We start from the raw sequence: 11,973 nt of genomic DNA, 5'->3' as shown, positions 1-11,973 counted from the left end.
GTCATAACCAATTCTTTTTCCGCTTTGTCGATATGTCAAGAATTCAAATACTTATTCGGTGAACGGTAGTTGATTAATATAAGGTTTTCCCAGCTAAAGGCTATTTTTTCCAAACAGTACAATAAGCTTGCAACCGTTCACCGATTGGATATAACATATTGAATATATTGTTGTAACAATATTAGAGACAATGTCACAAGCCTGTCGTTCTAGTCAAAGGAAGTAACAATGCCCAAACGATTACTGAACATGTCCGCATCCGATTTTGCCGCCACGTCACCCATGGATCTAAAGCAGGCAATTCTGGCTTCCGAGGGACGTACCATCATGGCGGAAAACGTACCCTCTTCCCAATTTCTCGGCGGCGTTACTAATGCAGAAATCGAACGTGCCGCAGGTGCCGACCTACTTCTGTTTAACGCGCTCGATGTGTTCGATCCAGTTATTGCCGGTATTCCAGATGATCTCAATGAAAACCCGGTCACTTGGGTGAAGCGAGCATGCGGAAGGCCCATTGGCGTCAATCTGGAGCCAGTTGATAACGAGGCAGAGATGTCTGAATCCCGAACGGAAATCCCCATGGGTCGTCGCGTCTCTCCCAAGACCTTAGAAAAGGCTAACGAACTCGGATTTGATTTCATCTGCCTGACGGGCAACCCTGGAACCGGCGTCTCCAACGATGCAATCGCCCATTCGATTAAACTCTCCAAAGAGCATTTCAATGGCCTGGTCATAGCCGGAAAAATGCATGGAGCGGGCGTTGCGGAACCTGTCATGACGCTCGAAATTGCGCGCAAGTTTGTTGACCTCGGCGTCGATATCCTTCTCGTGCCAGCCCCCTACACCGTCCCTTGCTTCCAAGAAGCAGACCTGCGCGCCATCGTAGACTTTGTACGATCCCACAACGTAGGCAAGTCAATTGAAGAGAAGGTTCTCGTCATGGCGGCGAACGGGACGAGTCAAGACTCCTGCGACAGCGAGACCATTAAGAAAATAGGCCTTGCAGCAAAAGCAGCCGGCGCTGACCTCCAACATATCGGGGACTCCATGAACGGTATTTGCCTGCCCCAGAATATCTTCACGCTCGGACAAGCCCTTCGTGGATACAGGCATCAGATCGTCATGCTGAGCCGCTCTGTGATACGTTAAGGTTACCTTGCCCACGCTACATCCCGACTGAGGCAACCATCAGGTATAACCAACATGCAAACTGAGGCTCTAATGCTCGATACACACGAAAAACGGCCACTCTATTTACAGCTCACCGACGCGCTGCTCAAGCAGATCGTCGATGAATATCAAGCAGACGATAAACTTCCAACAGAAATGGAACTCTGCGACGAATACGCCGTAAGCAGAACAACCGTCCGACTTGCCATGAGTGAGCTGGAGCGTCGTGGAAGTATCTATCGAATCCAAGGTAAGGGGTCGTTTGTTGCACCGAAACGCGTTAGCGAGCTCAATTCACTTTTAGACTTTGACTTTGCAAGCCATTGCGATGGCGTTGATCCGGATGCCATCACCAAACATTTCGGCGGCCTCACATCAGGTCGTCCAATTTCCGTAATGATGCTCCAACAATTTGGATGTCAAAGTCGCGATGAAATTCAGCGTCTTGAATTGACCTACGAACTTGAAGGCAGCTTCATAGGCGCTGATACGTTCTTCATTTCAAAGTCGCGCGTTCCGAATAACCAGTTAGATTTTCAGGCATTTAGCAGAATCATGGACGACTTGTCCAAGTCTATCCAATCTGTTAGGGAAAGCTATAGAGCACGTCAGCTTAGCGATTCCGAAGCCAGTAATTATGGTGTTGCAAAACTTCCGGTCATCGAGCTGACTCATTATGCTTACGACTCCGGAGGCAAACTAATCTCAATTGTCTGCCGCACCGTCTTAACTGGGCGAATCCCTTATCAAAACTTTATTTTCAAGTCCTAATGTTCTTTTTCTTTTGTCTCGATCTGTAACACGTAGCCGAGTTTTTAAGTCCTAACCGTTACAGATCGAGACAAACGGAATAGGCCGGGTCAAAAATCTCAATCTGCAACATCTGGTTGGTGGTTTCACCCCTACCTGTTACAGGCTGAGACGATTTGATAGTGGAATCCTCATTTGCGCGTCATATCGCGTAGCGCTGACGCGCTGGTTTCCACAATGACAGGAGGTAAAAGTCCTCCCGCATCGCCTGTTGGCAATCCCGTAGCGCTAGCTAGCAAATGACCTGCGTGTGCTCCTCGATGGCGACACGATCCTCGGCGGCGATACCCGGCTCGCACACCACGGCGTCCAAACTGTCCAGGCGGCAGAAGGTGTAGAAGTCGCGCTTGCCGATCTTGCTGGAGTCGGCGATGAGGTAGCGTGAATCGGCCTTGCTAAAGGCGAGCTGCTGGATGCGGCCCTCTTCCATGTTAGACGTAGACACGTCGCCGTCCAGAATGCCGTTTGCGCCGATAAAGGCTGCGTCGATCCCCAGTGCGCGCAAGGTGTCCTCGGCCGTGGGGCCCACAAAGGCGGCAGTGCGGCGACGGTACATACCGCCCACGAGACACAGGTCGCAGTCTTCGCGCGCCTCGAGCAGATTAAACACCGAAAGCGAATTAGTCACGATGCGTAGGCGGCACGCCGGCAGCATCGAGGCCATCTGCTCAACTGTAGTGCCCGTCCCCAAAAAGATGGTCGAGCCCTCCTCGATGAGCCCAACGGCGCGGCGCGCGATCTGCAGCTTTTCCTCGGCATGCTTAGTGCGCTTTTCACTGTGCGAATACTCATGGCGCAACATAGCGTGCGGGCGACTCTGCGCACTACGGGCGCCGCCGTGCACGCGCTCGATCTCGCCTAGGCTCGCAAGCTCCTCAAGGTCGCGACGGATCGTCATGTCCGAGACACCTAACGCATCCGAAATCTCCTTAACCGAAACCGTGCCCTGCTCATCGAGCAGCTGGCGAACCCTATCCTGTCGCTCTGCCTTAATCACGATGAATCCTCGCCGTTCTATGCGTGCATATCATTCAAACAGTAACGAACAAATTGTATCAGACCCGTGCGCGTCAAAAATGAACGCCCGCACAGCTCCAATCATCACTTTTTTGAGAAAAATACCCCCTGCTTTAGTGGGGTGTAGTGATAATCTCGCCTGTTCGCGCTACAGTTTGTCGGAAATACCTCGATGTTAGGAACCAAATGATCACTTCCGAGCTTTTCGGCACCGCGCCGTGCGGTACCCCCGTTCATCGTTACACCCTCAACGGGCCCGAGATCTGCGTTCGCATTATGGACTATGGCGCCACCGTGCTTGGTATCGACGTGCCCGACATTCCCGGCAACGTGCGCGATGTGGTGCTGGGCTTCGATAAGCTCGAGGATTACTTTGACAACCCCGCCTGCTTTGGCGCGACCATCGGCCCCGTGGCAAACCGCACCGCGGGCGCCACGATCACCATCGACGGTACGGACTGGCATATGCCCGCCAACGAGGGCGCCAACAACCTGCACAGCGATCTTGAGCACGGTCTGCATAAACGCGTGTGGGACGTTGAGCTCGACGAGACTCACAACGCCGTGCGCATGACCACCTCGCTTGAGGACGGTGAGCTGGGCCTTCCCGGCAAACGCACCTTTACGGCCGTGTTTACCGTTACACGCACCGGCGTCTTTCGCATCGAGTATGGCTGCGAGAGCGACCGCGCCACCTACGTGTCCATGACCAACCACACATACTTTAACCTTGCCGGCCATAACGCCGGCATGGACTGCGAGCACTTCTTTGTTGCCAACGCTGCCCACTACCTGCCCATCAACGAGCAGAATATCCCCACCGGCGAGATCGCTCCGGTCGAGGGAACACCGTTTGACTTTCGCGAGCTGCGCCCCGTCGCGCCTGGCATGGAAGCCGACGACCCGCAGATTAAGCAAGCCCGTGGCTACGACCACTGCCTGTGCATCGACGGCTATCAGTACGGGCGCAACCTGCGCCGCGCGATGCACGTCGAGGAAATGTGGACCGGCCGTGAGCTCGACTACTACACCACCGCCCCGGGCGTGCAGCTCTACACCGGCAACTGGCTGGGCGACGAGCACGCCAAGGACGACGCCAACTATGGCTGGGGCGCCGGCTTTGCCCTCGAGGCAGAGATGTACCCCGACACGCCGCACCAGCCGCTGTTCCCGCAGGGCATTGTGGGCCCGGGTCACCCCTACAGCAATGTGATCGAGTACCACTTTATGAGGCACTAAGCCCGCAACGCAACATATCGCACAACAGCGCCCGCCGGCACACCGCCGACGGGCGCTGTTCTACCTAGTCATTGGGGACGTTCTTAAATGACTAGGTAGATGGGTCGGGATTGGAACTGGGGAGATAGCGGATTTCTAGCTCTATGCCGAGCGCCTGCAGTTCTTTGAGGGCAGCGACGTCTGCGTCGCCCACGGCAACCGCGGGCGCTATGGGGCGCTTGCCCTCCCCTGCTTGCATATGGCCAATGCTGATCTTGGTGATTGGCACGCCGCCCTTAACCAGCGCGAGCGCATCGACGGGTGAGGCTACCATGATCAGAATCCATTGACGCGGCGTTGCGGTATGAATGATGTCGATAGTCCTTTGCACCGAGAAAAACCTTGTCCAGACGCCTTCTGGCGCCGCCGCCCTCATGGGTGCCCATTGGCGCGAATCCGCCGCGATCTCATCGTTGACGATTAGGACAAGGTTGGAACCAGTCGCCTCGTTCCACAGCTCAACGTCTTGCCCGTAAATGAAACGGTCATCGATACGCGTGAAAAGAATCTTGGGTTGAGCCATGGCTGCCCCATTCTGTTTGAGACCCATACGAGCGGGACATCACGTCTCCAATATTAGTGCATTTAAAGTGAGAAAAGCCGTCAGAACCCTTGCGCGGATGTGCGATGTCCCGTATCATAAACAGCCGTTGACGCCTCAGTTGCGTCACCACATGGCCGCCAGCGTAGCTCAGTTGGTAGAGCACCGCTCTCGTAAAGCGGGGGTCACCGGTTCGAGCCCGGTCGCTGGCTCCATTGCACAAGATAGCCGCCTTCGGGCGGCTTTTTTCTTGCCGATTTATCGCACAATGCCAATCCAAGCACAACGCCGCCGGCAACTCCCCTACTCAACAAAAAGCCCCGCCAGCCGCAATCCCCAAAGGAACCGCGATCAGCGGGGCCTAAGCGCGCTCCTCCAAAGGAAAACGCTCACAACACGAACAGCTCAGCCGAGCAGCGCGTTACTCCTCCCAGTAAGCGTCTGCAAGCAGCTTAAAGCAGATCTTCTTGACCGGCTGTGCGCCATCGCCCGGGAACTCGAGCGTGGGCATGTGAGGCTCGCCGGCAACGAACAGCGCGAACTTATCGTCGGCAAGATCGCCGGCGATCGAGGCGTCGGAATCGACCAAATCGTAGTCGTCCTTCTCGTCAAACTCCTGGACCAGCGTCAGGCTGCCCGTGGCGACCTTAAAGGCCTCGCGACCCTCGACGTCGATCTGCAGGTCATGATAGCGCTGATGCGTCTCGTAGTGAGCCTCAGCCTCGGGACGCGTCGTGGGAGCCATGACGTTCGCAAAGACCTTGTCGCCCAGAATCGGATGGCTGCCGACCTCGAGCTCCGCCGGGTCGTTCTCCTCGAGCCAGTCGATCAGCACGTCGAGGCCCTTGAGCATTCCGCGGTACTCCTCGATATCGCCCAATGCACCGTAAATCATCTAAATCCCCTTTCGGATCGTTTTTTTTGGCGGCTACTCGGTAAACGCGTTACCGACGCTGTTGCCACCCACATACGTCTCGACCAGGGTAAGGTCGGGATTGAACACGACAGCGTCGGCGTCGCGCCCCGGCATAATGCTACCGCACTTGTCGTCGGCTCTAACTATAAGCAAACAACCGATGCCGGGGCCGTCGCCCAAGCTCTTACAGCTCGGTCACGACAACGCCGTTGTAGACCTCGTCCCAACGGTCCATGACTAGATGGCCAGTCATGGGATCCATGGCATTGAGCTTGCCGCAGGTGTTGGCGGTACGCAGCACCGTCTCGTCGTCTGCGCCAGCAGCAATGGCATGCGCGAAGCCAGCGATAGTGGAGTCACCAGAGCCCGTGGCGTTAACGGCAGGGATATCGGGCGTCTTTGCGCGGAACGCACGGCCGTTGTGGAAGCCAACGGAGCCGGCAGCACCCATGGACACGACGACCCAGGGGATATCGGAGAAGCGGGCATCAGAGGCGAGCGCGGCGCGGAGCTCGTCCACATCGTCGGTGGTAAAGCTCGTGCCCAGAAGGCCGTTGATCTCGGTCAGGTTGGGCTTGACCAGCTCGGGCTTAATTTCGGACTTAAGGGCGGCCTCGAGCGAAGCGCCCGAGGTATCGAGCAGCACCTTGGCGCCGGCGTTCTCTGCAATGCCCGTGATCTTGGCGTAGTAGTCCGCCTCGACGCCGCGGGGCAGCGAACCCGAGATGGTAACGACATCGGCCTTGCTCGCAAGCTCGGCGAACTTGGCGGTAAAGGCATCGAGCTCCTCGGGGGCAATCGTCGGGCCGCTCTCGAGCAACTCGGTCTGGTTGCCAGCATGAAGGATATTGAGGCAAATGCGGGTCTCGCCCTTGATGGGCACAAAATCATTCTTAATGCCGTTGGCATCCATGAGCTCGGCCATATAGGCGCCCATATGACCACCAAGCAAGCCGGTTGCCACGACATCGTCGCCCAGCTGGCCCAGGACGCGGGCCACGTTGAGGCCCTTACCGCCGGCGGTCTTTTCGGGCGTCACGCGGTTGACGTCGTCGATAATGAGCTCATCGAGCTGATAGCGCGTATCGACAGACGGGTTCATCGTAACGGTGAGGATCATTTTTAGCTCCTTATCTCGCAGGCTCCTTATGCCTCGCGATACGAGTCGACAAAACGGAATTACAGAATCTCAATCGTGAACGAGCGAACGACGGTCTCCTTGGGCTTGGCGACAAGGCAGCCGCGCTTATGCTCAAGCACGTCGTCCTCATCGGAGCAGGTCGAAAGGCCGCCCCAGGGCTCAACCGCCACAAAATCGCCCTCGGGCTTGCTCCACACAATGAGATATGGGAAGTCCTCAAAGCTCAGGCGGACGCCCTTGTCCTCGCCCTTTTTGGAAAGCGTGACCTGACGGCTCTCGAGCACGTCAAAGATGGTCTCCGCAAAATCGAAGAGCTCATGTGACAGAGGCAGCGTCTTTCCCACCATGGGGTTCTTGGAGCGATTGGTCACGTCAATCAAGCCAGTCGAGGGGACGGCGGTGCAGAGCTCCGCAGCCTCGTCCTTCTCAAAGCGCAACTCGTAGTCCGTATAGGCCTCGCCCTCATCGAGCGGACACCTAAAGCCGGGATGACCGCCAATAAAGAACGGCATGTCCTCGGTGCCCTCGTTGGTGACCTCATAGGAAACGCGCACGGCAGCGTCCTCGAGCGTATAGCGGGCGACAAGCTTAAACGGATACGGATAATCGCTCAGCAGCGCGGCGTTATCCTCCGAAGCCAGGCACATCGCCAGCTCGTTCTCGCTCTGGCTCAGCAGCTTCCACTCCTGTTTGCGCGCAAACCCATGGCGAGCGAGCTTTACATGATGCCCGGCAAACGTCATGGCGTTGTTATCGCGCAAGCCTCCGCAAATCGGGAAGCAAATCGGTGCCTGGCCGGACCACACGGCGGGATCGCCCTGCCACAGATACTCGCGACCTCCGGCCTCGATCGAGGTAAACGAACCACCAGCCGTGGACACCTTAATAGAAATCGAATCGTTGGAGAGAGCGTATTCCATTGCCCATCCTTTCGAACAACTGCTTTTTGCTCGCAAGTACCCGTCTCGGCCCTGACCAAAGGACAAACCCGCACGTTCATCGATGCGTCCGGTATCCCAGCCATGTAACGGGGTACCATACAGACATTGATGCAATTACAGCTGAAAGGCCTTCTTATGCGAACCATCATCCTCTACGCCTCGCGCCATCACGGCAATACGAAAAAGCTCGTGGACGCCATCGTCGAGGCGCACCCCGAGATCGATACCCTCGACGTGAAGTCACTCGGCAAAAACGAGTACCCCAACCTGCACGAATATCATCTAATCGGCGTCGCCACGGGCATCTATTACTCCGAGATCGACAAGGATATGGCACGTGTACTGACCAACGTGCTGCAGCCGCAGGACAAGGTGTTTGGCCTTATGACCTACGGTGGCAAAAACAAGTGGTACGGCAAGGATATCGATGGCATCTGCCGCATGAGGCAGGCCATCTTTATGGGTGTCTACGGCTGCCCCGGCTTTGATACGTGGGGGCCGTTCAAACTCGCCGGCGGTGTCCAAAAGGGACACCCGACCGCTGAGGAAATTAAGGGCGCCGTCGACTTCTTCGACAAGATCGAAGATGAGTACGGCGATATCATCGTCGAAGAGTACGCCAAACGTGAGAAGCGTCTAGCATACGAGAAGGAGCATCCTGCAGGAGGCCTGGTGGCCGGCGTTAAGCGCACGGCAAAGAAGATCGCTAACAAGCTGTAACTGTGAAGGTGCTTTTGAGCGTTTAACCCATACGGCGGGTCCGAGCAGATTCGGGCCCGCCGTCTTTTTCTATCGTTACTCGGTAAAGGCGTTGCCGACGCTCTGGCCGCCAACATACGTCTCGACGAGGGTAAGCTCATGGTCGAACACGACAAAGTCGGCGTCGCGACCCGGCATGATGCTGCCGCACTTATCCTCGATGTGCGCGGAGCGTGCCGGCACCTCGGTTGCCATGCGAATGGCGATATCGGCGCTGGCGATGCCCCAGTCAACGATGTTCTTGACGCCCTGGGCAAGCGTGAGCACCGAGCCGGCAATGCTCTTGCCGTCGGCGAGCCAGCACAGGCTGTCCTTCATGATGACGTCCATGCCACCACTGGTGTAGCTGCCCTCGGGCATGCCGCCGCAGCCCAGGCAGTCAGTGATGAGCACCGTGTGTTGCCAGCCCTTTGCCTGCAGCAGCGCCTTGATGGCGGCAGGGTTAACGTGCTTGCCGTCACAGATGATCTCGGCGTAGGTCTCGGGCGTGGACATGGCAGCGCCCACGACACCGGGCTCACGGTGATGCAGCCCGCGCTGACCGTTATAGGTATGCGTAAAGCAGCTGGCACCGGCGTTGATGGCGGCGATGCACTCATCGTAGGTGGCGTCGGAGTGACCGATGCTGGTCACCACACCCTTGGCATTCAGAGCAGCCGCATAAGCAGCGGCACCGTCGCGCTCGGCCGCCATGGCGCTCTTGACGATGCGACCACCCGCAGCCTCCTGCCACTGATCGAAGACCTCCTCGGAGGGATCGATCAGGTAAGCGGGGTTCTGCGCGCCCACGTGCTTCATGGTAAAGAAGGGGCCCTCCAGGTAGATGCCCTGAATGCGAGCACCGCAGAAGTCGGGGCCGCGACCCTCGTCCGCCTGAGCGATGGCGGCGCAGGCGTCCTTGATCTGCTCGACGCCATCGGTGAACGTCGTGGGCAGCCAGCTGGTGGTGCCGCGACGGGCGAGCTCGGTCGAGCTGATATCGATGCCCTCGGGATCGTTATCGGTAGTTGAGTGGTTGTAGAAGCCATGGATGTGAGTATCGACCATACCCGGTGCGATCCACGATCCCGTGTAGTCCTTAATCTCGCAAGAGGGCTCGTCGGCCTGCCAGGCGCCAAAGACGCCATCCTCGACCATAAGATAGCCGCCCAGTTGCGGGCCTGCCGGCAAGAAGAACTTGTCAGCCTTAATTGCGTACGTGCTCATATGCACTCCTTGCTTCTAAAGCAGTTGACTGTAGTGATGCTTATACCCAGCTCACGTAAAACAAAAAGCGCCCGCCCGCCGTTATGAGCGGACGGGCGCCCTTACAGGGGGACGCGATTAAGCGGTGAAGGGGTGAATCGTCACGCCCTTAACCACGCGGTTGACCGTGCCGGTGGGGCTCGGCGTATCGGGCGTGTTGCCCACGCGCACGGAGTTGAGCAGGCTGATAGCCTGGGCAAACATCACGAACGGCAGAGCAAGGTAGCCCTCGGGAAGTGCCTCGTAGCCCTTAAAGGTGAAGGACTCGCCCTCGTAGACGGTGGCACCTTCCTGCTGAACGGCGATGGTGTGCTGAGCGATCTCGTCGCCACCGATCTCGTTGAGGATGTCGATGTCGTACTGACGGGTGTAGGCGTCGTTATTGACGAACACGAAGACGAGCGTCTTATCGTCGACGAAGGACTTAGGTCCATGACGATAGCCCATGGAGGTGTCGTAGGAAGTAGCGACCAGACCGTGAGCGAGCTCGAGGATCTTGAGCTGGCTCTCCTGGGCAAGGCCACCGAAGGAGCCAGAACCCAAGTAGGTCACGCGGTTGAAGTCGCCAGCCAGGTAATCGGCGATCTCGGGCTCACGGGAGATGACCTCCTCGCCCATCTTGGCAATCGTCTCGACCCACTCGGCCTTCTGCTCGTCAGAGGCAGTGTCGAAAATAAGGGTGGAGAGCAGGGTCATGCAGGAATAAGAACCGGTCATGGCGAAGCCCTTGTCGTTGGCGCGCGGAATGAGCAGCGTCAGCGCGTTAGGATCATCGGCAGACTCGACGGCGAGCTTGCCCTCGGGAGCGCAGGTGATGTTGAGGAACTTGACGTTGTGGACGAGCTCCTTGGCAACGGCAACGGCGGCAAGGCTCTCGGGGCTGTTGCCAGAGCGGGCAAAGGAAACCACGAGCGTGGGATCCTCGGCGCGCAGGAAGTCGCGCGGGGCGCTCACGATGTCGGTCGTGGCGATGGGCTTAAAGTCGTAGAGATCAGTGTTGCCAGCGTGACGCAGGTACGGGGCGCAGGTATCGCCAACGTAGTCGGACGTACCGGCACCGGTGAAGACAACGGACAGACGCCCCTCGCCCATAGCGCGAGCCTCGGCCAGGAAGGCCTCGATGGCCTCCTTGTTCTCGCGATAGATGTTGAGCGTATCACGCCAAAGCTCGGGCTGCTGAGCAATCTCGGCCGTGGTGATCTGGGCGCCGAGCTCGGTGAGCTCCTCGACACTCTTCTCGAACATTTTTAATACCTCTCTCTAGAAGTAATCCTCTGACGTGCAATTATACACTTCGGTTGGTTATCTGGTAGTAACCAGTTAAATGCAAAGAATCACCATATGGAAACGATGCGAGCACTAGTTACTGCGCTGGTGGTAAACCTTGTATTTAAACTGATCGGCACGAGCAACCGAGAGTGTGTACTCCACTACCTCGTTTGACTCGTTATACGTAGTCCTGACCAAATCGAGCACAGGCGAGCCCTCGACAATTCCCAAAAGGTGGGCATCGGTGGGACGGGCTATGCTCGCATAGAACTCCTCTTCGGCCACGCGAATCTTTTGCTGAAAGTCCTGCTCAATCACATCGTAAAGCGGCTTACGCTCCAGCAGCGGTCGCTTTAGGGACAGAAATTGACGAACCGGTAGATAGCTGCGTTCGACCATCATGGGCATGTTGTCGGCAGAACGAAGGCGCTTGAGCTTAAAAATGCGATCACCGATGCGCAATCCCATATGCTCGGCCAGATTCTTATCGGCCTCCATCTCGCAAAACTCGAGAATCGTGGTCTCGGGTTCTCGACCCATCGCGCGCATCTGCTCGGTAAAGCTGTAGGACTGCATAAGATTGGTTGCCTTTGCCGAACGGTCGGTCACAAAGGTACCGCGACCGTGCTGCCGAACCACCAGTCCTAAACGCTCCAGTTCCTGCAGAGCCAGGCGTACCGTTGTGCGCGAGAGACCATAGCGCTCCGAAAGTTCGCGCTCGGAAGGAATCATGTCACCGGCGCGATATTCATGGTCAATCTTTTCGGTCAGAATATCGACCAGCTGATCGTACAGCGGTTGCTTACGCGCTCCGATCGCCATCCTATCCTCCCTTTTGCTCGAATTCGGCTAACTACCTAGGGTGTTAAGCATTATCAGTCTGCAA

General features: G+C 57.0%; 12 protein-coding genes and 1 tRNA gene. 5 read left to right on the top strand and 8 right to left on the bottom strand.

Annotation, left to right across the window (positions count from 1 at the left end; genetic code table 11):
* Positions 1-228 precede the first annotated feature (228 nt).
* Complete coding sequence (locus tag I2D57_RS01700) at positions 229-1,149, top strand: DUF7916 family protein (RefSeq protein WP_022094155.1); 921 nt, start codon at positions 229-231, stop codon at positions 1,147-1,149.
* Positions 1,150-1,221: 72 nt separating this feature from the next.
* Positions 1,222-1,941 (top strand): GntR family transcriptional regulator, encoded by a 720-nt coding sequence (locus I2D57_RS01695; RefSeq protein ID WP_172678010.1) that lies wholly within the window; start codon positions 1,222-1,224, stop codon positions 1,939-1,941.
* A 271-nt stretch (positions 1,942-2,212) separates the two neighbouring features.
* On the opposite strand, the gene I2D57_RS01690 is transcribed toward I2D57_RS01695, so the two are convergent.
* Positions 2,213-2,977, bottom strand: a complete 765-nt coding sequence (locus I2D57_RS01690) for a DeoR/GlpR family DNA-binding transcription regulator (protein ID WP_271755878.1) — start codon at positions 2,975-2,977, stop codon at positions 2,213-2,215.
* Between the two features lie 206 nt (positions 2,978-3,183).
* Here I2D57_RS01690 and I2D57_RS01685 point away from each other — a divergent pair, with 206 nt between their 5' ends.
* A complete protein-coding gene (locus I2D57_RS01685) occupies positions 3,184-4,236 on the top strand; it encodes an aldose epimerase family protein (protein WP_195361258.1) in 1,053 nt (350 codons plus the stop codon).
* A gap of 91 nt (positions 4,237-4,327) precedes the next feature.
* On the opposite strand, the gene I2D57_RS01680 is transcribed toward I2D57_RS01685, so the two are convergent.
* Positions 4,328-4,798, bottom strand: a complete 471-nt coding sequence (locus I2D57_RS01680; protein WP_195361257.1) for a PTS system mannose/fructose/N-acetylgalactosamine-transporter subunit IIB — start codon at positions 4,796-4,798, stop codon at positions 4,328-4,330.
* 157 nt (positions 4,799-4,955) lie between these two features.
* Here I2D57_RS01680 and I2D57_RS01675 point away from each other — a divergent pair.
* Positions 4,956-5,031: transfer RNA gene (locus I2D57_RS01675), tRNA-Thr, on the top strand.
* 206 nt (positions 5,032-5,237) lie between these two features.
* Here the strand turns inward: I2D57_RS01675 and I2D57_RS01670 are convergent.
* The 3 genes from I2D57_RS01670 to I2D57_RS01660 form a co-directional block, all read right to left on the bottom strand.
* Positions 5,238-5,711, bottom strand: a complete 474-nt coding sequence (locus I2D57_RS01670; protein WP_117778978.1) for a YhcH/YjgK/YiaL family protein — start codon at positions 5,709-5,711, stop codon at positions 5,238-5,240.
* A 205-nt stretch (positions 5,712-5,916) separates the two neighbouring features.
* Positions 5,917-6,852: a hexose kinase gene (locus I2D57_RS01665; protein ID WP_195361256.1), complete on the bottom strand. Its 936-nt coding sequence runs from the start codon at positions 6,850-6,852 to the stop codon at positions 5,917-5,919.
* A gap of 59 nt (positions 6,853-6,911) precedes the next feature.
* The gene (locus I2D57_RS01660) at positions 6,912-7,793 is read right to left on the bottom strand and encodes an aldose 1-epimerase family protein (RefSeq protein ID WP_195361255.1); all 882 of its coding nucleotides are present in this window, start codon (positions 7,791-7,793) and stop codon (positions 6,912-6,914) included.
* A 156-nt stretch (positions 7,794-7,949) separates the two neighbouring features.
* Here I2D57_RS01660 and I2D57_RS01655 point away from each other — a divergent pair, with 156 nt between their 5' ends.
* Positions 7,950-8,534 carry a flavodoxin domain-containing protein gene (locus I2D57_RS01655; protein WP_195246910.1) on the top strand — a complete coding sequence of 195 codons (585 nt, stop codon included), beginning with the start codon at positions 7,950-7,952 and terminating at the stop codon, positions 8,532-8,534.
* A 75-nt stretch (positions 8,535-8,609) separates the two neighbouring features.
* Here I2D57_RS01655 and nagA read toward each other — a convergent pair whose 3' ends face one another.
* The 3 genes from nagA to I2D57_RS01640 form a co-directional block, all read right to left on the bottom strand.
* Positions 8,610-9,779 carry an N-acetylglucosamine-6-phosphate deacetylase gene (nagA, locus tag I2D57_RS01650; protein WP_195361254.1) on the bottom strand — a complete coding sequence of 390 codons (1,170 nt, stop codon included), beginning with the start codon at positions 9,777-9,779 and terminating at the stop codon, positions 8,610-8,612.
* A gap of 117 nt (positions 9,780-9,896) precedes the next feature.
* Positions 9,897-11,063, bottom strand: a complete 1,167-nt coding sequence (gene agaS, locus I2D57_RS01645; RefSeq protein ID WP_035137674.1) for an SIS domain-containing protein — start codon at positions 11,061-11,063, stop codon at positions 9,897-9,899.
* A gap of 114 nt (positions 11,064-11,177) precedes the next feature.
* Positions 11,178-11,909, bottom strand: a complete 732-nt coding sequence (locus I2D57_RS01640) for a GntR family transcriptional regulator (RefSeq protein WP_022094608.1) — start codon at positions 11,907-11,909, stop codon at positions 11,178-11,180.
* Positions 11,910-11,973 lie beyond the last annotated feature (64 nt).

The sequence above is a fragment of the Collinsella aerofaciens genome (assembly GCF_015553355.1).
Taxonomy (GTDB): domain Bacteria; phylum Actinomycetota; class Coriobacteriia; order Coriobacteriales; family Coriobacteriaceae; genus Collinsella; species Collinsella aerofaciens_V.
This window is presented reverse-complemented; position numbering and strand designations above follow the sequence as displayed.